This window comes from Dolichospermum sp. FACHB-1250 (assembly GCF_014696335.1).
GTDB lineage: Bacteria > Cyanobacteriota > Cyanobacteriia > Cyanobacteriales > Nostocaceae > Dolichospermum > Dolichospermum planctonicum.
In genome coordinates this window covers 25,386-47,346 of sequence record NZ_JACJPZ010000025.1, presented here as the reverse complement: position 1 = coordinate 47,346, position 21,961 = coordinate 25,386, and the positions used below count along the sequence as shown (strand labels likewise).

Annotated in this window: 18 protein-coding genes; 6 read left to right on the top strand and 12 right to left on the bottom strand. The window is 36.4% G+C overall.

Going from position 1 to position 21,961, the window contains the following annotated elements; translation table 11 throughout:
• Window positions 1-17: 17 nt before the first annotated feature.
• The 6 genes from H6F39_RS10945 to H6F39_RS10915 all read right to left on the bottom strand — a co-directional run bounded on the left by H6F39_RS10945 (window position 18) and on the right by H6F39_RS10915 (window position 6,103).
• Entirely contained in the window at window positions 18-1,661 is a 1,644-nt protein-coding gene (locus H6F39_RS10945; RefSeq protein WP_137908765.1) for an acetolactate synthase large subunit, read from the bottom strand.
• 128 nt (window positions 1,662-1,789) lie between these two features.
• A complete protein-coding gene (locus H6F39_RS10935) occupies window positions 1,790-3,157 on the bottom strand; it encodes an NAD-dependent succinate-semialdehyde dehydrogenase (protein WP_137908766.1) in 1,368 nt (455 codons plus the stop codon).
• A gap of 154 nt (window positions 3,158-3,311) precedes the next feature.
• Window positions 3,312-4,193 carry a ribosome biogenesis GTPase YlqF gene (gene ylqF, locus H6F39_RS10930; RefSeq protein ID WP_137908767.1) on the bottom strand — a complete coding sequence of 294 codons (882 nt, stop codon included), beginning with the start codon at window positions 4,191-4,193 and terminating at the stop codon, window positions 3,312-3,314.
• Between the two features lie 53 nt (window positions 4,194-4,246).
• Window positions 4,247-4,612: a VOC family protein gene (locus tag H6F39_RS10925; protein ID WP_137908768.1), complete on the bottom strand. Its 366-nt coding sequence runs from the start codon at window positions 4,610-4,612 to the stop codon at window positions 4,247-4,249.
• A 185-nt stretch (window positions 4,613-4,797) separates the two neighbouring features.
• Complete coding sequence (locus H6F39_RS10920; RefSeq protein WP_190396697.1) at window positions 4,798-5,403, bottom strand: Uma2 family endonuclease; 606 nt, start codon at window positions 5,401-5,403, stop codon at window positions 4,798-4,800.
• Window positions 5,404-5,473: 70 nt separating this feature from the next.
• Entirely contained in the window at window positions 5,474-6,103 is a 630-nt protein-coding gene (locus tag H6F39_RS10915; protein ID WP_190396696.1) for a type I restriction endonuclease, read from the bottom strand.
• Between the two features lie 248 nt (window positions 6,104-6,351).
• Here H6F39_RS10915 and H6F39_RS10910 point away from each other — a divergent pair, with 248 nt between their 5' ends.
• On the top strand, window positions 6,352-7,518 hold the full coding sequence (locus tag H6F39_RS10910; RefSeq protein WP_137908771.1) for a pyridoxal phosphate-dependent aminotransferase: 1,167 nt from the start codon (window positions 6,352-6,354) through the stop codon (window positions 7,516-7,518).
• A 151-nt stretch (window positions 7,519-7,669) separates the two neighbouring features.
• Here the strand turns inward: H6F39_RS10910 and H6F39_RS10905 are convergent, their stop codons facing one another.
• Window positions 7,670-8,866: a glycosyltransferase gene (locus H6F39_RS10905; RefSeq protein WP_242028635.1), complete on the bottom strand. Its 1,197-nt coding sequence runs from the start codon at window positions 8,864-8,866 to the stop codon at window positions 7,670-7,672.
• Between the two features lie 135 nt (window positions 8,867-9,001).
• Window positions 9,002-10,882 (bottom strand): excinuclease ABC subunit UvrC, encoded by a 1,881-nt coding sequence (uvrC, locus tag H6F39_RS10900; protein WP_190396694.1) that lies wholly within the window; start codon window positions 10,880-10,882, stop codon window positions 9,002-9,004.
• A gap of 1,121 nt (window positions 10,883-12,003) precedes the next feature.
• Here uvrC and H6F39_RS20500 point away from each other — a divergent pair.
• From H6F39_RS20500 to H6F39_RS10885, 4 genes are all read left to right on the top strand, one after another.
• On the top strand, window positions 12,004-12,264 hold the full coding sequence (locus H6F39_RS20500) for a hypothetical protein (RefSeq protein WP_162501202.1): 261 nt from the start codon (window positions 12,004-12,006) through the stop codon (window positions 12,262-12,264).
• A 195-nt stretch (window positions 12,265-12,459) separates the two neighbouring features.
• Entirely contained in the window at window positions 12,460-12,744 is a 285-nt protein-coding gene (locus H6F39_RS10895; RefSeq protein ID WP_137908773.1) for an HU family DNA-binding protein, read from the top strand.
• Window positions 12,745-12,770: 26 nt separating this feature from the next.
• Entirely contained in the window at window positions 12,771-13,859 is a 1,089-nt protein-coding gene (cobD, locus tag H6F39_RS10890) for a threonine-phosphate decarboxylase CobD (RefSeq protein WP_190396693.1), read from the top strand.
• A 3-nt stretch (window positions 13,860-13,862) separates the two neighbouring features.
• Window positions 13,863-15,317 carry an NAD(P)/FAD-dependent oxidoreductase gene (locus H6F39_RS10885; RefSeq protein WP_137908775.1) on the top strand — a complete coding sequence of 485 codons (1,455 nt, stop codon included), beginning with the start codon at window positions 13,863-13,865 and terminating at the stop codon, window positions 15,315-15,317.
• 587 nt (window positions 15,318-15,904) lie between these two features.
• Here H6F39_RS10885 and H6F39_RS10880 read toward each other — a convergent pair.
• Window positions 15,905-17,602: a DUF3685 domain-containing protein gene (locus H6F39_RS10880; RefSeq protein WP_190396709.1), complete on the bottom strand. Its 1,698-nt coding sequence runs from the start codon at window positions 17,600-17,602 to the stop codon at window positions 15,905-15,907.
• 152 nt (window positions 17,603-17,754) lie between these two features.
• Here H6F39_RS10880 and H6F39_RS10875 point away from each other — a divergent pair, with 152 nt between their 5' ends.
• Window positions 17,755-18,243 carry a CRR6 family NdhI maturation factor gene (locus H6F39_RS10875; protein ID WP_190396692.1) on the top strand — a complete coding sequence of 163 codons (489 nt, stop codon included), beginning with the start codon at window positions 17,755-17,757 and terminating at the stop codon, window positions 18,241-18,243.
• 183 nt (window positions 18,244-18,426) lie between these two features.
• Here H6F39_RS10875 and H6F39_RS10870 read toward each other — a convergent pair whose 3' ends face one another.
• The 3 genes from H6F39_RS10870 to H6F39_RS10860 all read right to left on the bottom strand — a co-directional run bounded on the left by H6F39_RS10870 (window position 18,427) and on the right by H6F39_RS10860 (window position 21,912).
• Window positions 18,427-19,368 carry a glycosyltransferase family 9 protein gene (locus H6F39_RS10870; protein ID WP_190396691.1) on the bottom strand — a complete coding sequence of 314 codons (942 nt, stop codon included), beginning with the start codon at window positions 19,366-19,368 and terminating at the stop codon, window positions 18,427-18,429.
• Between the two features lie 261 nt (window positions 19,369-19,629).
• Window positions 19,630-20,751: an ABC transporter permease gene (locus H6F39_RS10865; RefSeq protein ID WP_137908778.1), complete on the bottom strand. Its 1,122-nt coding sequence runs from the start codon at window positions 20,749-20,751 to the stop codon at window positions 19,630-19,632.
• Window positions 20,752-20,805: 54 nt separating this feature from the next.
• Window positions 20,806-21,912, bottom strand: coding sequence for an ABC transporter permease (locus H6F39_RS10860; RefSeq protein ID WP_190372685.1), 1,107 nt, complete (start codon window positions 21,910-21,912; stop codon window positions 20,806-20,808).
• Window positions 21,913-21,961 lie beyond the last annotated feature (49 nt).

Sequence of the window (21,961 nt, the reverse complement as noted above, 5' to 3'; positions counted from 1 at the left end):
TTTCCCCGCCCCTACATTTAAACTTCACAAATTAACTCACCGGCTTTTTTAGTAAAACGACTGTTTTCTCGATAATCTACGCGACAGTCTATAACTGCTGGTACATCTTGAGCGAGCGCTTCTTTAAGCATGGGAACTAAATCTGTAGCAGATTCAACTCGATAACCTTTTAATCCCATACTTTCGGCAAATTTGACAAAATCAGGATTACCAAAATGTACGAAAGATGAGTTACCTTTACCAAATTGATTTTCTTGTTTCCACTCAATTAAACCATAGCCACCGTCATTAAAAATCAGAGTCACGAAGGGAGTTCCCACTCGCAAAGCTGTTTCTAATTCTTGACAATTCATCATAAAACCACCGTCACCGGTTGCAGCGACAACTTTACGATTTGGATAGACTAATTTTGCGGCCAATGCACCAGGAATAGCAATACCCATAGCCGCGAAACCATTAGAAATAATGCAAGTATTGGGACTATGACAATGATAATGTCTAGCAATCCACATTTTATGTGCGCCAACATCAGAAATCACAATATCATCGGGTCCCATAACTTGCCGCAAATCATAAATTAATTTTTGCGGTTTAATGGGAAATTGATCATCTTGGGCATATTCTTCATAATCAGCCCGAATATTAGGACGTAAGCTGATAGAATAGGGATTGGGTTTATTTTGTCTATCTGCTAATTTTAAGATCTCATTCAGGGAATCAGAAATATCTCCTACTACTTCCAATTGGGGAATATAACTACTGTCAATTTCTGAAGACGTTGCTGCAATATGGATAATAGGAATTGTCCCTTCAGGATTCCATTTTTTGGGAGAAAATTCAATTAAATCATAACCAATAGCTATGACTAAATCTGAATTATCAAAGCCGCAGGTGATAAAATCTCGTTGTTGTAATCCCACGGACCAAAGTGCTAAGGGATGGGTGTAGGGAATCACACCTTTACCCATAAAAGTATTCACAACAGGAATATTCATTTGGGTAGCAAATTGTGTTACTGCGTCGCTAGATTGGGCGCGAATTGCACCATTTCCTACTAAAATGATGGGATTAACTGCTTGGGAAATTACGGCAGATGCGGCGCGAATACTGGCAAAGGAAGCATAGGTTTTTTCACTATTATCCTTATTTAAAGGTTTGCCTTCTACGGGCATGGCGGCTATATTTTCCGGTAAATCAATGTGAACGGCACCGGGTTTTTCTGTTTGCGATCGCTTGAAGGCTTTTCTGACGACTTCTGGTGTAATACTTGGTCTAACAATCTGTTTATTCCACTTAGTAACGGGGGCAAACATAGCTACTAAATCCAAGTATTGATGAGATTCAATGTGCATTCTATCTGTTCCCACCTGGCCGGTAATTGCCACTAATGGCGCACCATCTAGATTAGCATCTGCCACTCCTGTCATTAAATTAGTTGCCCCAGGACCGAGAGTAGAAAGACAGACTCCGGCTTTTCCTGTTAACCTACCATAAACGTCGGCCATGAATGCTGCACCCTGTTCATGACGGGTAGTAATAAATTGAATTGATGATTTTTTTAAAGCTTCTAAAACGTGCAGATTTTCTTCTCCAGGAAGTCCAAAAACATATTGAACTCCTTCGTTTTCTAAACACTGTACTAACAATTCTGCGGTGTTCATAAGTTTGGTAATTGGTAATTGGTAATTGGTAATTGGTAATTGGTAATTGGTAATTGGTAATTGCTTAATTTTCTTCTTTTTTATCTGTTCCTCCTGAACTCCTGTACGGGCGAACCGCAGGAAAGCCCCTACTTCACCCAAACGGTCTTGATATTCACAAATTCATGAATACCTTGAATACTCAATTCTCTGCCATAACCAGAACGCTTGGTTCCCCCAAAAGGTAACCGAGGATCAGACTTAACCATGCTGTTAATAAATACTGCCCCGGCTTCAATTTCTTGAATTAGACGATTTTGTTCTTCTGTATTTGTTGTCCATGCACTTGCACCTAAACCAAAGGGAGTATCATTAGCTAATTTAATCGCAGTGTTGAGATCAGGAACTCGGAATAATAATGCCACAGGACCAAAAAATTCTGCTTGGGCAATTGGTGTATCTACGGGAACATCTATGATAATTGTTGGTGGGTAAAAGTTCCCCGACATTTCTGTTAAAGGATGTCCACCTGTGAGGATTTTACCGCCACTTTTGACGGCTTTTTTAACTTGTTGGTCTAATTCTTGGAGAATATTAGAAGTTGCTAAGGGTCCTAAATCTGTATCTAGGTCCATGGGATTGCCAATTTTCAGGGATTGGAATTTTTCTAACAGCAATTTTTGAAATTTATCAGCAACAGCCTCAGCAATAATAAAGCGTTTGGCCGCAATACAAGATTGTCCGTTATTCAACATTCTCGCTGTAACTGCGGTAGAAACTGCTGTTTCTAAATCAGCACTTTCTAAAACTATAAATGGGTCACTTCCCCCCAATTCTAAAACAGTTTTTTTGATTTGTTTCCCAGATGCAACAGCGAGGGATATCCCTGCTGGTTCACTACCTGTTAAAGTAGCGGCTTTAACTCGATCATCGGCCATTAAATCAGCAACTTGATCTGCACCGATTAATAATGTTTGAAATACACCACCAGGAAAACCAGCGCGATGAAAAATATCTTCAATTGCTAATGCACACTGTGGTACATTAGAAGCGTGTTTTAGTAGGGCTACATTGCCCGCCATCAGTGCTGGTGCTGCAAACCGGAAAACTTGCCAAAAAGGAAAATTCCAGGGCATGACGGCGAGAATCACCCCTAAAGGCTGATATTTTACAAAACTATGACTAGCATCGGTTTTGATGGTGACATCAGCCAGAAAACTGGCGGCATTTTCGCTGTAATAACGACAAACAAGGGCGCATTTTTCGACTTCAGCAATGGCAGCTTTTAATGGTTTACCCATTTCCAAAGTCATCAATTTCCCCAAATCTGCCTTTTCTTGGTCTAAAATAGTCGCTGCTTGTTCTAACCAGTGAGACCTCTCTAAAAAACTTGTTTGACGGTATTCTTGAAAAGCCTTTCCTGCTAAATCTAATTTAGCAGCAATTTCCATTTTTTGTAACGGCTCAAAAATTTTCAGTGTTTCCCCGGTGTAGGGGTTAATAGTAGCTATAGCCATTATCTGACCTCTGAATAAAAAATAGTGTCAATAATTCGTAATTTAATTATTCTCTATTCTTTGTTGCCTATCATTTATGATCTAACACATTCATAACTCATATTTTAGACATTTTGGCTGAAAAATATTCACAAGCTCAACAGCAAATTGACAGTTACATTGGTGGTAATTCTAAAGGAATACTCCCCAATAATCCTTTCCGAAAATCGGTGATCATTTGTCTAGCTGTACGTTCTATGTCTCCTTTGTAGCGATGTTCTGCTAAAGCTTGTAAATACGCTTCCCCTGTGTGGATAACAGAGTCAAGATCATATCGTGTTAGTAATGGATGGGGTGGTAAAAATTTTGGGTATGTTTCCTGAAGTTCATTAAGTATATCTACGAATGCAGCGGCGATGAGTTGGTTATCATAGGATGCTTCACCGATATCATCACAAATGGCTAATTTCACTCCTGCGGCTTGGCTATCGAGTCTAGCGGGGATGACACCCGGTGCATCTAATAATTCTAGCTGATCGGAAATTCTGACCCATCGTAGTTGACGGGTAACTCCGGGACGGGCGGCACTTTCTACCACTCGTTTACCTATGAGACGGTTAATTAGAGCGGATTTACCGACATTGGGAAAACCAATAACCACGGCGCGAACGGGACGGGGTAACATTCCCCGTTCTTGACGGCGTTTGTTAAGTTCTATACCTGCTGCTTGGGCGGCTTTGGCGATCGCTGTAATTCCCTGTCCATGTTGAGCATCGGTAAAATATGGAACTTCACTTTGATTTTTAAACCACTCTATCCAGCGCGATCGCACCTGTGGTAAAATCATATCTACTCGGTTAAGTACCAGTATGCGCGTTCTTGTTCCCACCCATTCATTCATTTGTGGGTGGTTTGTTGCTAGGGGAATACGAGCATCTCGTACTTCTAAAATCACATCTACCCGTTTTAGCTGTTCCTTGAGATTCTTTTCAGCTTTGGCGATGTGTCCGGGATACCATTGGATTAGATTTAATTTGTAGTTTTGTGTAATAGACATTTATTGTTAGTTGTTAATTGTTAGTTGTTCGTTGTGACTAATAACTTCCCATATTAGTTAGATTGATGTAAAATTAATCTGTTACCATCGGGGTCATAGGCGTAAATTTCTCTACCGTGGGAAGCTGTATAAATTATTCCTGGTGGGGGATAACCTAAAGATGTTAAGTAAGATATGGAGCTTTCTAAATTATTGACTTCTAAACACAAACTTAGGGGACTTTGGGAATTAGTGACAAATTCTGCTGCGTTAACTGGTTTGGGTTGAAAAATACCTAATTTTAAACCAGGGATTTCAAACTCAGCATAAATATGAGGGATGAGTTTTTTTGGTTCTTGTGCTAGTAATTGAGTATAGAAACTAAGGATACAATCAAAATTAACTGTGGCTATGGTGATGATTATACTATTATATTGCATATTTAGGATTTGCTGAAGAAATTCACAACTACAATCTAGAATATTATACCAGTTGTGTAAGTCCTGTTAATATGGTTGTGATCAATTAAAAGCGATTCTTGACTAAGTGAGATACAAGAAACCCATCCCCAACCCACACCTCCCCATGAGATTTTATCAGTCCCTATGATAAATTCTCACAAAAATTATCGTGGCATAATATCATCTAGACGCAGTTGTAAAGAAGGTAAAAGAGAAGATTTGATATATTCTCCTAAACGATATTGTTGCTGACTATAATCTTCGCCAATTAATTGACAAACTGTAAATGTCGGTTGCTTTCGTTTACCAATGAAAACCACTCCTCCCAAACCTCGATAATCAACAATCCAATATTCAGAAATTCCTAATAAAGCATATTCTTCAACTTTACGAGCATAATCTGTTTCCCAGTTAGTGCTGACAACTTCAACCACTAATTTAATTGATTGTCTTAAAGCAATAATTGGTTGATGTTCCCAAAAAGGTTCATGGTGCTGCAAAGTTTCATCTAATACTACAATATCAGGTCGTCGGGCTGTGGCTATTTCTGTAAAAGGACGGATAAGACAGGTACGAGGGATAAACCAGGGAAGTTGTGCATTGGTAATAGCAATACCCAGTTGAGTTGCTATTTTACCACCGACGGTTTCGTGGGGTCTTGTTGGTTCTGTGTCAATCAATTCTCCGTCTGCAAGTTCATAGCGGGGGTTGTTACTGTATTCAAGGATGAAATCTGCGAAAGTTAATAATTTTGTTAATGCTTGAACCATAACTCACTCCATCTTTATTGATTATGATTCGCTACCTTGTTACCAGGAAGAAAACAATCTTGTCAAAGTTTCAAGCGGTCACTAGTTGAGTTAAATGCTTGAGAATACGCAATACATCGTATAATTCATTGCCAGGATTACGCATTAAGAAACCTTTTGATAAAGAATAACGGGTAGGTTTTCCTTTGATTAATTTCACAAAAATAAACTCGCTACCTGTAGCAATCATTCCAAAACTGGGTTGATCATGATAGGGATTACCTAACATATATGATAAAATTTGCGCCAGTCCTTCTTCAATAGAAAATGAAGCTTTTTTTGACTCAATAATCATCACCCATAATTGATTTTTTAAAACTAAAATATCCATTCTCCCCTTAATAATTACATCTTCATCTGGTACAGCAATATCTATAGATTCTTCCGATTTTACATAAAAGGGAGATAGGTAAAAATCACCGATAAAAAGTATTGGGTCTACAATTGCCATTCTGACAACATCTTCTAGTAATGGTGGATAATTGAGAAGATTCAAATAACCAGCTTTTACTTTGTCTAAAAGTTGTTTATCTAAATCTGTAATTTCTGGTAATCCTGCTTGCCATTCCCAGAAAAATTGTCCATCTAAAACTAACTCAATGCCAAAATTATCAATTAAGTAGCGTAAATTAATATCTTTTGCTGGGAGTGTTTGTGTCATTATTTGGTTGATGATTGGTAATAGGAAGCAATCTTTAATATTTTATTTAGAACCGCTATAATCATCTAATGCTTGTTTTAATTCCTCTACTAGCTGGAAATATCATCATATACTTGGTATTATGGGAATTTATTGATCTCAATATTTACCGCTGGTGAAGGAAAAAGAATTTAAAAAAAGGCAAATATAGAAGAGAATTATGGGATATCCTGAGATCAATAGGACAGATATTCGCCAAATAAAGTAGAATGAAGCTGGCAGAAAGAGTAAGTAGGGTAACACCTTCCATCACCTTAGCCATTACAGCTAAAGCTAAGGCTATGAAGGATAAGGGTATAGATGTTTGTAGTTTTAGTGCTGGAGAACCGGATTTTGACACCCCAGCGCACATTAAAGCCGCAGCCTCAAAGGCTTTGGCTGAGGGTAAAACCAAATACGGTCCAGCCGCAGGAGAACCAAAGTTAAGGGAAGCGATCGCTCGCAAGCTAAAAAATGATAATGGTCTTAATTATAAGCCAGAAAATGTGATTGTCACCAATGGTGGTAAACATTCTCTTTACAATTTAATTGTAGCACTGATTGACCCCGGCGATGAGGTAATTATCCCCGCTCCATACTGGTTAAGTTACCCCGAAATGGTAACTTTAGTCGGTGGGAAGTCTGTGATTGTAGAAACAGACGCTTCTACAGGCTACAAAATCACCCCAGAACAACTGAAACAGGCAATTACCCCAAAAACTAAGTTATTTGTCCTTAACTCCCCTTCCAACCCCACGGGGATGGTATACACGGCGGCGGAAATTAAGGCTTTAGCACAGGTAATAGTTGATGCAGATATCTATGTGGTTTCTGACGAGATTTATGAGAAGATTCTCTATGACGGTGCAGAACATATCAGTATTGGTGCTTTAGGTGAAGAGATTTTTAACCGGACTTTAATTAGTAACGGTTTTGCTAAAGGTTACGCAATGACGGGTTGGCGCTTGGGTTACTTAGCCGGACCTGTAGAAATTATTAAGGCCGCTAGTACCATCCAAGGACATAGTACCTCAAATGTGTGTACTTTTGCTCAATATGGAGCGATCGCTGCTTTAGAGGGTTCTCAAGATTGCGTAGAGGAAATGCGTCAAGCTTTTGCTAAACGTCGTCAAGTCATGTTAGACAGACTCAACGCTATTCCTGGTTTGAGTACGGCTAAACCAGACGGTGCTTTTTACCTATTCCCAGACATCAGCAAAACCGGCTTAAAATCCCTGGAATTTTGTGACGCATTATTAGCAGAACATCAAGTTGCAGTTATTCCGGGTATAGCTTTCTGTGCTGATAATAACATTCGTCTTTCCTATGCTACGGATTTGGCGACCATTGAAAAGGGAATGGATAGATTAGAGAAATTCGTGCTTTCTCGTATCTAATTAAGTGATTATACAGAATTAATCTCAGGTTGCATAGGATAATTTATCTGACAAGACCGACGCTTTCAGAACAAAGAGAGGAGTTTGGGGAATGTATTAATCTTGATCTGCGGCTAATAATTCTGGATATTTGATTCTATGCAGCCTGATATTAACTTGGTAATAAACCCATTTCCTGTAAACCCTGATGAATTCGTTGTGCTTCTTCGGGGTTATGCAGTTCATGGAGAGAAATAGCATATTCAAAGGCTTCTAAACTAGCGGAAACATGACCAATTTTCAACAACACAACCCCCAAATTTTGATAAGCTTCTGCATAATCAGGATTGAGATTAATAGCATGATTATAGCAATCAATAGCCTGGGAAAATAATCCCATAGCTTTACATACCATCCCCAAGTTATAATAACCAATTACGAAATTAGGATCAATTTTGATAGCTGTTTCATAGGCAATTTTTGCTGCTGGTAAATCTCCCAGATTTTTTAATAAATTTCCTAAATTATTATATCCTCCTAATTTTAGAAGTGAATAAATAGGTAATTTTACCGCAGCTTGATAATGATGAATAGCGGAGGATATATCTTGTAGATGTGTATAAGCAATTCCCAAATGATAATGTAATTCATACAAGATATCATAATTTATATCTTGATTAAATTGATTAGTAATTAATTGATTTAACCCTCGATTTAACAAATCCATACCTTGATTAATTTTGTGATTATGCACATACAAAGCCCCCAATTTACTACAAACATAAGCGTCATGGGGATGATTTGCAAAAAATTCCTCCATTGCGGCTGCGGCTTTAGAATATTTATGCAGTGCATTAATCACAGATTTTTGATAACCAGTGTGGAGAATTGCTACCCCGGGTAAATAACCAACTTCCCAACATGGTTCTTGAGTTAAAATTGTCGTCACACTATCATCAATTAAAGCATGATAAGGGCGATCGAAATATATATTTGGATGATTACGAAATAGTCGAGAAACCAGAGAATAAGGTGATTGTGTAGAACCGACTTCTTGACGCACCAAATTAATGACAAGATATTCTTCCTTAAGAAGAACTGATTTAAGTAAAGGAATAATTTCCGACGTTAAAGTTTCATCAGCATCTAAAACCAAAATCCAATCACCCGTCACATATTTTAAAGCCTGATTTCGAGCCGAACTAAAATTATTATTCCAAGTAAAATAATAAACCTTAGCTCCAAATTGTTCAGCAATTTGAGGAGTTTTATCAGTTGAACCCGTATCAAGAACCACAATTTCATCAACAAAACCTTTTACACTTCCTAAACACCTTGGTAGAGTAGTTTCTTCATTTTTGACAATCATACACAGGCTAATTTTCATCTCTTAAAACCATGGTATTTACAAAGTTAACCAATAATACAAAACCAACCATAACCCAAGACAATTCACTTGTAAATTTTCCTTGTCTCTCTGGTTTGTATTTCTTAAAAAAGATATTTAAACAGGATGGAAATAATCATAAATATCTTGCGCTAACCGGGAACCAATTCCGGGAACTTCCGTTAATTGTGTAAATGTCGCTTGACGAATATAATCAATGGAGCGAAAATGAGCTAATAGTAACTTTTGTCTATGTTGTCCTAAACCGGGAATTTCATCTAAACGAGATCGTTTTAATTGATCACTTCTTTGTTGACGATGAAAACTCACAGCAAATCTATGGGCTTCGTCTCGTAATCTTCTTAATAATTGTACTCCTGGTTGTTCTGGGTTAGTTTTTAAAGGTTGAGATGAATTTGGTAAAAAGATTTCTTCTCGCTTTTTAGCCAAACTAATAACCTGCAAATCTCTTAATAAATTCATTTCTGTTAAAATACCCACAACAGCAGATAATTGACCTTTACCACCATCAATCATAATTAAATCAGGCCAGTCAGAATTACCTAATCTTGTTAATTGGGGATTTGCGATATAATTACGAAACCTTCTATGAATAACTTCGGCTAAACTAGCGAAATCATCTGAATGTCCAATTGTAATATTAGGGTTTTTAATTTTGTAATGTCGGTAATGTTGTTTGGCTGGTAAACCATCAATAAATACTACTTGAGAAGCGACGGTATTAGTACCTTGAATATGGGAAATATCATAACCTTCAATACGTTTTGGTAAATCTGGTAAATTGAGAATAGTAGCTAAATCTTGAGTTGCTTGTAGATTGCTATCTCCCAATTTCTGCATTCTTTGTAATTCATATTGGGCATTTTTTTCCACCATTTCAATTAATTCGGCTTTAGTTTGTCGCAAAGGGGCTAAAATTGTCACTTTTTTGCCTTTACGTTCTGTCAAAATATCGGACAGAATTTCACTATCTGGTAAATCATGTTGTACTAGAATTTCGCTAGGAATTTCTATATTTTCTGCTGTTTGGTAATGTTCTTCTAAAACTCGTTGTAAAATTTCTCCAGGTTCAGGGTGGGAGTCAGTAACAAAGGCCAACCGGCCAACTAATTGACCAGCGCGAATTTGAAATAGTTGAATATGGGCGTGTTGATTATCTGTGGCTAAAGCGATCGCATCTCGTGAGATTGTATCATTAGGTAAGGATACTTTTTGGTCTGCATTGAGGGATTTTAAAGCAACTATTTGATCACGGATTTTGGCCGCATTTTCAAAATCCAATTCCTCCGCAGCCCTTTGCATTTGTTCTGTTAAGATATTAATTAATTCCTGAGTTCTTCCTTGAAAAACCATCGCCACTTTCTGGACAATTTTCCTATATTCTTCTGGAGAAACTAATTTTTGACAAACTCCAGGACAACGACCTATATTATAATTTAAACAAGGACGATCTTTAAATAAGGGTTGTGGTCTTTGTCGCAGGGGGAAAATGCGTTTACATAAATGCACAATTTCCCGTAATAAACCGGAATCTGTATAAGGTCCGTAGTATTTATCTTTTTTATGTTTTGCTAATTGACGTTTACGAGTTATAAAAATACGCGGATATTCCTCTGACCAAGTAATACAAAGATAGGGATATTTTTTATCATCTTTGAGTAAAACATTAAAATATGGTTGATGTTGTTTAATTAAATTGGCTTCTAGTGCTAATGCTTCGGCTTCACTATCAGTGACGATAAATTCAATTTCTGTCACTAATTTGACCATCGTGTTGATACGTTCCGTTTTATTGCTGGAGTCGCGGAAATAGGAACGGACACGAGAACGCAATTTACGAGATTTACCTATATATATTAAGCGATCGCTGCTATCTTTCATTAAATAAACCCCCGGTTCTGGAGGAATTTCCCCTAGACGATTTTCTAGTTTTTCGGGATTTTTAACTAGTGGTAGTGTTTGCGAATTTATGGTCATAATTGTCATAAATTTAATTAATTTATGTAATTTTACACGACAAATATTAAGATTTTTTTAAAATGGCTCAGTTCATAGCATACTTCTAGACAAGTAAACACACTCCATAGAGGGATGCAAAAAAAGAGAAGTAGATTTACATTAATCCTGGTGTGTCGAATAACTGCTTTTTATGAGGTTTAGCTTCATGCTAGACCTTTTTCCTTATTTGAGAAAAAATCCCCAAAATATACCATTCTATATTACTTAGTTCTTTCTTTTGCACCCCATAACAGATTTTGTGAATATTGATATACATACTTTAGACTTTAGATAGATTAATATCAGCATCAATTAATGTATATTCAGTAGTTATAGTAAACAATTGGTATATATAGGCTTGGTAAACCACTAAGCCTTTCTTATTATTGTAACTTCTTACGCACCAAAAGCACAAATATCTTCTTTAATTCTACTTTAGGTAGTAGAAATATTTATGAAAATTGAGTAGTGTTAACTTTGATTAATGCCTGAAAAACGTGTATGGACTCTGAAAATAATTTCAGGGTCTTTTTTTATTTCTGATCAAGTAACAGGGAAACGGCTAAAAACACTATAGTTTCGTTAATTATCATATTTTGTCGGTTTTGTAAACATCTTACAGAATGATGAATAGGAATAACATCCGGTTTAAAGTAGTTATATATGGTAAACACCTGGTATATATAGAGGCTTGGCTAACACCCAAGCCTTTTTTATGTCTAATTTATTTAGTAAGATTTTATATACTTTACCCCTGTAGTATCAATATCTGTGGTGACAATGCTCTATCATTTTTAGGACAATTTGGACACACCCCATAGGAAGATGATCTATCAGCAGAGTAGGACTAAATTAATTAAGTACGTTGTTAAGCACAGCAATTATGGAGGTTTGGTTGAAAGCGCCAAACCTTTTTTTTCGTTGCAACTACATGAAGCTATATCAATATCAATTTTTTGAAGGTTTAACCAGAATCCCCAGGAAGAGGAGGTAGGGTAAAAGTTGAAAATTCCGTTTCAAACCCAAAAAATCTTACATGATGACCAGCTGAGGGTAATAAAATAGTTATAGGGCGGGCAAGATGCCCACCCCACAAGAGTTTGATCAAATATCAATATGTAAACATAAGTGTTTGGGCTGATTTCCTGAGAATTATTCCTATAGAGGAGAAAAAGTTAACCTGGGAAGAGTTGAGAAAAACGAAGGGAGTAGGGGACGAAGAGGAGGAGAGGGAGAAGGTGTTTCCCAAGCACCAAGGACTAAGGAATAGCACCACTAAGTATTTATTCATGAAAATAGGGTGTTTTAACTACAAAAAAGAGGTTAAAAACACAAAAAATCCTGAAATCTATATAAATTAATAGTTTCACCTATCCACTTCGGGCGACAACACCTTAGAATGATTCATTGAAAAGTCGAGTCAATGGGATTTACGGCGGTTTTGAGTGTAAATACTCTCCAGGAACGATTTTTGTATTTGTACAAGCAGAGATTTACGTAAAGATGCGAAAGGGTGCATCTTGAAAGAATATCTGGTAAAACTTTAGGAGTCTGATATGAACAAAGGCGAATTAATTGACGCAGTGGCGGAAAAAGCTAACGTTACCAAGAAACAGGCTGATGCTGTTTTAACTGCTGCCATAGAAACCATTGTGGAAGCGGTTTCTTCTGGTGATAAGGTTACATTAGTGGGATTTGGTTCTTTTGAATCACGGGAACGCAAAGCCCGTGAGGGACGTAACCCCAAAACGAACGAAAAAATGGAAATTCCCGCTACCAGAGTTCCCGCTTTCTCCGCTGGAAAACAGTTTAGAGAAAGGGTAGCACCCCCAAAAGAGTAAGTTTTGTTGTAGGGAGAGTATTTTTGATGCCACAACCAGCACACGGGGGAAATTTAGCCTGGGCGGCGGCGTTAGCTGACTGTTCCCCTGATGCTATTGTGGATTTTTCTGCCAGCATCAGCCCGTTTGGACCGCCCAGCAGCGTCCTTGCAGCCATTATGTCCCAACTGGGTAATCTCAGGCATTATCCTGACCCGGAATATAGTGAACTCAGACTGGCTCTGGGTCACTTTCATCAAATAGCTGCTGATTGGATTTTGCCAGGTAATGGTTCAGCAGAATTATTAACTCTGGTTGGTAGAGAATTAGCGCAATTAGCAGCAACTGTTATACTGACTCCGGCTTTTGGGGATTATTACCGCACTCTGGCGGCTTATAATGCTAAAGTGCTGGAGTTTCCTCTGGATTTGGGAACGGGGACAAAGGCTATACCTAAGCAGGAGAATTTTTCTCTGTTTCCAGATTTCAGATTTATAACCTCGGAATATGGGTTACTCCTGAATAATCCTCATAACCCGACGGGAAAGTTATTTTCACGGGACTCTATCCTACCGTATTTAAAACGGTTTGCTTTGGTGGTGGTGGATGAGGCTTTTATGGACTTTTTACCCCCTGATGAGGAACAAAGTCTGATTGAATTGGTGCAAGAATATGATAATTTGGTGATTTTACGATCGCTTACTAAATTCTACAGTCTAGCAGGTTTAAGATTAGGTTATGCTATCGCTCACCCCCAGCGTTTAGCAAAATGGCAATCATGGCGAGATCCCTGGCCTGTAAATATTTTAGCAGCCAAAGCAGCGATCGCGGCTCTTGAAGATAGAGAATTTCAAAATCGCACCTGGAAATGGCTACCAGATGCGAGAAATCAACTATTCCAAGGGTTAGCCTCAATTCCTGGTTTCACCCCCCTAGAAGGGGCTGCTAACTACCTATTGGTAGAATGTCAGCAGTCTACTTCCCAGTTACAAAAAAAATTACTTCAGCAACACCAGATTTTAATTCGTGATTGTTTAAGTTTTCAAGAGTTGGGTGATCGTTTTTTCCGCGTCGCTGTCCGTTCTGAATCTGATCACCAACGCTTATTAACAGCCCTGAAAAGATTGGACAATTAACTAATGACCAATATTGATTATGATATAGTTATTCTTGGTGACACTATTGCTGCATACCAAGCCGCTTTAAATGCTACTGGGTTAAATGCAAAAGTGGCTTTAATTGTCAGCGATAATTTTTCTCATAACTACTATTTTAATCATCAATATGTACTGAATGAAATTAGTAAAATTACTCAACAATATCGTAATTTAGAAAATCTAGGAATTGACGAAACAAATATTAACCTAAACACAATATCTCTTAACTGGAAAAAGGCTTTGTTTTATGCTATTTCTGTTTCAAAAAATCTTACTCAAATCAATTCCCTTGCTAATTTAGCAGCTCAAGGAGTTGATATTATTGTTGGTAATGGTCAATTTCAATCTTCTCCCTTGAGTTTGATAGTTAATGAAAGACGGTTGTATAGTCGGACTTACTTACTCGCTAATGGTTCACGTCCTTTAATTCCTAATATTCCTGGATTAGATACTATTGAATATCTGACTTTAACTAATATTTGGGATTATTTAGAAAAAACAACATTACCTAAAAATTGGGTAATTCTTGGTGGTATTCCCCAAAGTATAGAAATTGCCCAAGTTTTAGCCCAGTTTGGTTGTAATATTACCTTAATAGTTAAAAAATCGAGTATTGTTCCCCTTCTTGACCCAGAAATAAATCAATTACTAATAGCACAATTAGAAGTTAATGGTGTGCGTGTTTTAACACAAACAAAAGTAACCCAAGTTCGACATATAGATAATCAAAAATGGGTACAAGCAGGAAATCAAGCTATGGAAACTGATGAAATTTTCATTGCTACCGGACAACAACCAAACTTAGAATATCTCAACCTGTCCGCAGTGGGAATAAAATATCATCAACACCGCTTAGTTGTCAATGAAAAATTGCAAACGACAAATCATCGTATTTATGCTTGTGGTGATGTAATTGGTGGTTATAATATTCAGAATCTTAGTAGTTATGAGGCTAATATTGCCATAAAAAATGCTTTATTTTTTCCGAGAGTAAAAGTTAATTATCACTGTGTTCCTTGGGGAATCTATACTTATCCCAGGGTAGCACAAATTGGTTTAACGGAAATTCAAGCAAAAAGTCAATATTCTCAAAATCAAGTTTTAGTTTTCAAACAATATTTTAAAACAGCTACAAGCGCACAAGTTCAAGGACAAATTACAGGAATTTGTAAATTAATAGTTTTTAAAAATGGTAAAATATTGGGATGTTCTATTTTAGGAATAGCAGCAGCAGAATTAATTAATATAATTAGTTTAGCAATAACCCAAAATATTAAAATTCAGCATTTAGCAAAATTATCACCCATTTATCCCAGTTTATCAGAAATTCTCATCGAAACAGCACGAGAATGGCATAGACACAGAATTAATAAAAACCATGCTTTTCAAGAATTATTAGCAAGTTTCTTTAATTTTCGTCGTGATTGGAATTTATAAGCTGTTACAAAACTAAATTGTACAATCGTAATATGTATAAATCTTGTGGTGCGGGCATACTATGGCTAACGCCACGCTACGGGAACGACAAGCTCAGTACAAGTCCTGCCCGCTATTATTATTATTAATATAATTATAAGTATAAAAATTAGCTTTAATTATACAAATTCAATGCAGTACAGCTTACAGCAAGTAGCTTTGAGTGAGGTACACCTTGTGCGGGCAAGATGCCCGCACCACAAGAGTTTTATTATTACAGCACTACAAGAGTGTTATGAGGTACACCTTGTGCGGGCAAGATGCCCGCACCACAAGAGTTTTATTATTACAGCACTACAAGAGTGTTATGAGGTACACCTTGTGCGGGCAAGATGCCCGCACCACAAGAGTTTTATTATTACAGCACTACAAGAGTGTTATGAGGTACACCTTGTGCGGGCAAGATGCCCGCACCACAAGAGTTTTATTATTACAGCACTACAAGAGTGTTATGAGGTACACCTTGTGCGGGCAAGATGCCCGCACCACAAGAGTTTTATTATTAATATTTGTACTTCATAAGATCGGGAACTGCTGTATTTTTCAGCTTATTCTCTATTTTTATTTTTCCGTTGTCCTTTTTCTGTGAAAGAAACGCTACCAATTCCTTGTAAAATACCCCTCCCAACCAAACCTAAACTCCGGCCAATAACTTGGGTCAGCACGAAAACAATTCCAGTTCCTAAAAACCCTAATAATGATTGTAAACGTGGAGCAATAGCATCTCGAAATTCTAGCATTAATGTCACTCCTAGAGGAATACCAGAAAGTTCCGCTAATTCTTGGTTACGAGGAGCATAAATTGATATTTTAGCAATACCACGAGGTGCAAAAACAAATAACTCATAACGACTTTCAAAAATTTTTTGAGCTTCAGTTATATATTGATTTAATCTATATTTCCAAGATAAGTTATTTCTAAATCTTTCAATTTCTCTAGTAGAAATCATTTGTCTGTGATAAAAGTTTTGTTTGATTGTTTCAACGTCTGCTAAATAATTTAATAATGGTTGAATTACATTATTAGCTATATGAATCAATAAATTTTCTAAAATTAATAATGCTTGAGATTGAGCTTCTTTACTACCAAAGGGACAACAAGTATTATCAATATATAAATCTGTGAATAGTAGCAGATAAGATAAAAAATCCAAGAAAAAAGGGACTTTATTAATTATTTCTTTTTGTAAATCTGTGGTTTTATCTAATAAGAATTTAACTAGGTTTATCTCTTGTTTATCCAAACTAATACGGTAGTAATTACCAAAAAATTCTGTGATACTAAATTGCCATAAATCTAGTAAAATCTGCTCTTTTAAATTAAATATTTGATTTTTATTAAAATTAAAAGTCCGAATTTCATCCAACTGCTGAAAAAATTTCTGGAGGATAATATAAAGTAGTTCTCGCTTTTTATCTTCTTGGAGAATATCAATTTCTAAAGGTGTGTCCGTGATATTTTCTAAAGGAAATTTTAGTTTATTTAAACATAATGTTAATAATTCAGATTGCAATTGTTGAGAACTCACTACAGGTGGTATATTTATTAAAGGTTGTGTCTCGGATTTGATAATTACTTGATTAATAGGGTTTTCTGGTGGTAAATTCTGCCTTTTGTGTGGTAATTTTAATAAATTACTAATAAGCCAACGAGCCGCTAAAAGTTCCCGTCTTTGTCCTGCTAAAATTGCTTTATTTAATAGGGTTATTCCCGGTAATTTTAATTGTTCTGTAACTTGATATAAAGTATCATCAATATAGTTAATTCCCGAACTTTGTAAGTGATTTCGCAACTTACCTGGTAGGGAAGATGAGGTAAAATTAGACATTTTTCTATCTTCAAACCAATAATAACCCCCATTGGCTACCTGCTCAAGAATGGGGACTAATTGAGAAATTGAGACCCCTTTAGGACAATAGCCATTTATTCCTATCGCTTTGGCAGATATAATTAGTTCCGGTTGAGATGTGCTAGTTAGAAGTAATATAGGTATATAAGGATATAAAGTTTTTAGTTGTCTACAGAATTGCCACCCTAAATGCTCATTATTTAATGCTAAGATTATCAAGTGAATTTGCTGAGAATTAACGGCCAATATTTCCGCTATAACTTTTAAAGCAGAAGTATCTGAGGGAACATCTGCTATGACTTGTAAATTGGGAATAGTTTCCAATGTCACCTTTAGTCCTAAACGGAAAATTGGATCTGGATCAATTAATAACAATTGTAAAAGGCGATCGCTCATTGGCCATATAATATCAAAGTTGGCAAGATCTTTGGCGTGATTATTGTTCTCCTGAGAATTTGCGGGGAAAATTCCTGTAAATGTCCATCTCAAAGGGGTAAAAAGCTGCTAATCTGGATTTTCACCACTGTTGAGCCAGAAAATAAACAGTTATGACCATCACAATCATCCTCAACAACGACTCCATTTATAATTTGGATCTGTCACCTGCTTTAATGGTGATTGAACCATTACTCCAAGCAGGAAACATTTCCTCCCATGAACAGCAACTGCGTTTAGAAATTAATTATGAACGAGTTGCAAATGATCCAAGAGAACTATCGGAAATTCCAGAGGTCAGACTGTGGTTTGTCCGTCTCGATGCTAAATATCCGTGGTTGCCATTTTTACTAGACTGGAAAGCTGGAGAATTAGCTCGTTATGCGGCCATGTTAGTACCTCATCAGTTTAGCTCCAAAGAAGGTATCCAATATAACCCAGAAGCCTTAGAAATATTCTTGATGCAGAAGATATTTATTTTAAGTGATTGGTTGCACAAACAAGATATTGTTAGTCCATCTCGACTGAAATCTTTAGCACAAGTTCTGGGTTATGAATTAGATGATGCTTTCTTTGAGATGATTGAAAAAGGTAATTCTTAAAGACAAAATCAAAAAGACAAAATCAAAATCTCAAACTTTGCTCCTTTGCTATTTGGTGCGAAAGATAATTCCTACTCCCATTATGCAGCGCTGATAACACTTATTAGACATCTCTTTGATAAAATTGGTGGTTTGGGATTTTGAATCTCAAATCCCAAATCCAAAACCCATAATTGATAATATTCAACCTCCCCAAATTTTTTCTAATACTATTTGGGGTGAAATATCCGCTACTTTCCCAGTATGTGAGGTGATAGTCAAGACTTTTTCACTTGTGGGTAATAATTTTAATGATTCCGTAGAATTAAGCAAGGCAATTGTATATGTTTCTACTGCTACGCTTAGTTGGAGTAAGCTGTTTTCCACAGATAACATTAAACTAGCGCCGGCAATTATAGCAGTTAACTTGCCAATATCTTCGGGGGAAGTAACTTTAATATTGTCACAACTTTCTAGAAGTGATTTGACTAAAGGCTCATTATTGGCTTCTTTAATAACCACAATGGGTAAATCCGGTTGTTTTTGTTGACAAGCTTCAATAATTTGTCGCCAATTTTCTCCCGGATAAGTTGTATCTAAACTAGTTCCACCACCATTAATGAGGATAAAACCTGTTTCAGTTACTCCTAATCGTTTTTGTTCACCTTGCGCCCATTCAATATCTATTTTAGGTACATTTACAGATAATGTTGGACAATCAGTATCAATCTTTAAAGGTTTCAATAAGTCATGGTACATCCTGGCCACATATTGGGATAGATTTGGCGCAATTCGGTGAGTCAGAAAAACCGCACCTTGGCCTTGGTAGCCAATACGCATGGTAATTCCTGTTAACCACATCAAGAAACTTACAAACCAACTTTGTCCTACAATAATAGCAACATCATACTCTCGATCGCGTATCATACCAACGAAGTTACCCCAATCAGCTAGACTATTACGATCTTTATAATCAAAAGTTAATACATCGTGAACAGACTTGCTTACCCGGTAAGCAGCCTTTGACTTAGGTTCTACAACGACATCTATCTGTGAGTGAGGATAATAACGCTTCAGATCATCAAGAGTGGCAAAGAAAAGAATTTGGTTATCAATTGAACCAGGTACAAGAGCTACTACACGCATAATATTTATTAACGCTTATCATTTTATATTTTAGGAGAATATAGGTTAGGTATTGAGAATTAACTTGACATACTCACCGACCTAAAGTTCTGAATATTGATGGTGATCATAGCTCATAAATTACCTTTTGTTTTCATAAAAAGTCACAATTTTAAGCAAATACGGAGTATATCCTACAAATTGCCAGTGAATTGCCTCCCAAACCAACCCGAACCAATAGTTTGTAACTCAGCATAGGGATTTAAATGTTACACTGCTTCATTAACTCAACTGATTCCGAAACTTACTCACACTAATACTCAACAACACCACAGCAAAACCAAGTAATGCTAAAACATGAATCCATAGCACATCTAAACCAACCCCTTTGAGTAAAATACCCCGCACAATAGTAATATAATGACGAAGAGGATTTAGTAAAGATAGAACCTGGAAAAAAGTAGGCATAGCTTCAATAGGAGCAATTGCCCCAGATGTCTGCACAATTGGTAAATTAATAAAGAAAGATGTGAGTAATACTTGCTGTTGAGAACGGCAAATAGTCGCTAACATAATTCCTAAACTAATTCCCACAAATACATACATACTTGATAAGGAAATAAATAATAAAAAACTGCCCTGAAATGGTAAATTAAATACCACAGTTCCCAAGGTTAAAGCTAACATCACATCTCCCATGAGTAAAAAAACCAAAGGGACAATTTTTGATAACAATATTTGCCAATTGGCCGCTGGAGTCATTAACAATTGTTCCAAAGTTCCCGTATCTTTCTCGCGTACAACAGTGACTGCGGAAACTAATGTACCGATTAATGTTAACACTAAACCCATGACTCCCGGTACAAAAAACCAACTACTTATAAGTCCAGGATTGTAAAGAAATACGACTTGAGATGATACGGGAGGACTGCGTTTACCTGGTTCCAAACTCAGATTGTATTGTTGGACAATTTGATTCATGTAATTAGCAGCAATACCCGCTGTATTGGCATTTACCGCATCAATAAAAACTTGAATTTCTGCCGATTTCTGTGCTAATTTACGCGGAAACTCAGGAGGAATTATCACCCCTACATTTAACTTTCCTTTTTCTACTTGTTGACTTAAATCTTTTTCGCTATTGGGTACAGATTCTAAAGTAAAAATTCGATTGGAAGTCATGGCAGAAATTAGTTCTCGACTATCAGCAACATGAGCATAATCAATCACACCTAATTTCAAATTTTGGACATCAGGATTAAGTGCAAATCCATAAAGTAATAATTGGACTGTTGGAGGGACTATTAACAAAATAATTAATTGTTTATTGCGTAAAATTTGATTAATTTCTTTCCGCACTAATGCCCAAAATGGATGATCAAAGAATGGAAGAATAAATTTCATAAAACAGGTAATAGGTAATAGGTAATAGGTAATAGTCGAACAACTGACAACTGACTAATTACTAATTTGCATCTTACTTAAAATTCGACGGGAGACATTAAAAAATATCAAACCTAAAACTGTTAACATGAGAAAATCAAACCAAACCCCTGGCCAACCTGTACCACGCAGAAAAGCATCACGAGTAATATTAATATAATAACGAGCAGGAACTACATTAGTGACAAGTGACAGGGGAAAAGGAATATTGTTGAGAGGATAGATAAAACCAGACAATAATAAAGAGGTAATAAACCCGACTAAAGAAATAATTTGAACAGCGGAATTTTGGTTATTACTACGTACCCCAACTAGTAAACCAAACATCACACTATCTATCAGAAATATCAGAGTTCCTAATAATAAAGTGATTGGGTTATTAACTACGCTTAATTTAAAAATAATTCCCCCTAATCCTATCACAACTAATGCTTCAGTTATGGCAATTAATAGATAAGCCATACCTTTACCTAATAACAATTCTGTGGCACTAATACTAGAAGCATAAACTTGTAAAATTGTCGCTTTTTCTTTCTCTCTTACCATGGCAATTGCTGTTAGTAAAGATGGAAAAATCCACAGGATTACACCATATACTCCGGGAACAATATATAATGATTCTAATCTACCAGGATTAAACCATAAACGGATTCTAGCGGTAATTATTTTAGTAGCTGGTAAAAGTTTTTCTTCCTGCATAAAGAAATTAGTAACTCTTTGAATACTTCCTCTAATTACACGGGCATTATTAACATCTGTGGCATCAATTAAAACTTGCACTGTGGTAGGTTTATTAGCTTTAATATCTCGACTAAATTGGGAAGGAATAATTACCGCTACTTTAGCAATACCTCTATCAATAGCATCTCGCGCTGGGTCTCCTCCTGACCATTCTTTGGGAATAAATTGATTGGTAGCATATAATTTTTCAATATAGCTATTGCTTAGGTTTGTATGGTCAAAATCCTGGACAACTAAGGGAATATTTTGACTTTCTAATCTGGTAGCAAAACCGAAGATTAACAATGTCATGAATGGTAATAAAAATGCTAATGCTAATGTCAATTTATCACGTTTAAATTGAGATAATTCTTTAATACATTGGGAAATAATTCTTTTCATAATTTTGGAGATTAAAAATTGTAGGTTTGGTAAAACGAAGTAAAATCCA

What these genes read in the sequence shown, in the direction of transcription:
- H6F39_RS10860 (WP_190372685.1), bottom strand. Translation starts at nt 21,912, where the DNA reads ATGAAAAGAATTATTTCCCAATGTATTAAAGAATTATCTCAATTTAAA.
- cobD (WP_190396693.1), top strand. Translation starts at nt 12,771, where the DNA reads ATGCCACAACCAGCACACGGGGGAAATTTAGCCTGGGCGGCGGCGTTA.
- H6F39_RS10920 (WP_190396697.1), bottom strand. Translation starts at nt 5,403, where the DNA reads ATGGTTCAAGCATTAACAAAATTATTAACTTTCGCAGATTTCATCCTT.
- H6F39_RS10865 (WP_137908778.1), bottom strand. Translation starts at nt 20,751, where the DNA reads ATGAAATTTATTCTTCCATTCTTTGATCATCCATTTTGGGCATTAGTG.
- H6F39_RS10870 (WP_190396691.1), bottom strand. Translation starts at nt 19,368, where the DNA reads ATGCGTGTAGTAGCTCTTGTACCTGGTTCAATTGATAACCAAATTCTT.
- H6F39_RS10885 (WP_137908775.1), top strand. Translation starts at nt 13,863, where the DNA reads ATGACCAATATTGATTATGATATAGTTATTCTTGGTGACACTATTGCT.
- H6F39_RS10905 (WP_242028635.1), bottom strand. Translation starts at nt 8,866, where the DNA reads ATGATTGTCAAAAATGAAGAAACTACTCTACCAAGGTGTTTAGGAAGT.
- H6F39_RS10910 (WP_137908771.1), top strand. Translation starts at nt 6,352, where the DNA reads ATGAAGCTGGCAGAAAGAGTAAGTAGGGTAACACCTTCCATCACCTTA.
- H6F39_RS10925 (WP_137908768.1), bottom strand. Translation starts at nt 4,612, where the DNA reads ATGCAATATAATAGTATAATCATCACCATAGCCACAGTTAATTTTGAT.
- uvrC (WP_190396694.1), bottom strand. Translation starts at nt 10,882, where the DNA reads ATGACCATAAATTCGCAAACACTACCACTAGTTAAAAATCCCGAAAAA.
- H6F39_RS10915 (WP_190396696.1), bottom strand. Translation starts at nt 6,103, where the DNA reads ATGACACAAACACTCCCAGCAAAAGATATTAATTTACGCTACTTAATT.
- H6F39_RS10875 (WP_190396692.1), top strand. Translation starts at nt 17,755, where the DNA reads ATGACCATCACAATCATCCTCAACAACGACTCCATTTATAATTTGGAT.
- H6F39_RS10935 (WP_137908766.1), bottom strand. Translation starts at nt 3,157, where the DNA reads ATGGCTATAGCTACTATTAACCCCTACACCGGGGAAACACTGAAAATT.
- H6F39_RS10880 (WP_190396709.1), bottom strand. Translation starts at nt 17,602, where the DNA reads ATGAGCGATCGCCTTTTACAATTGTTATTAATTGATCCAGATCCAATT.
- ylqF (WP_137908767.1), bottom strand. Translation starts at nt 4,193, where the DNA reads ATGTCTATTACACAAAACTACAAATTAAATCTAATCCAATGGTATCCC.
- H6F39_RS10895 (WP_137908773.1), top strand. Translation starts at nt 12,460, where the DNA reads ATGAACAAAGGCGAATTAATTGACGCAGTGGCGGAAAAAGCTAACGTT.
- H6F39_RS10945 (WP_137908765.1), bottom strand. Translation starts at nt 1,661, where the DNA reads ATGAACACCGCAGAATTGTTAGTACAGTGTTTAGAAAACGAAGGAGTT.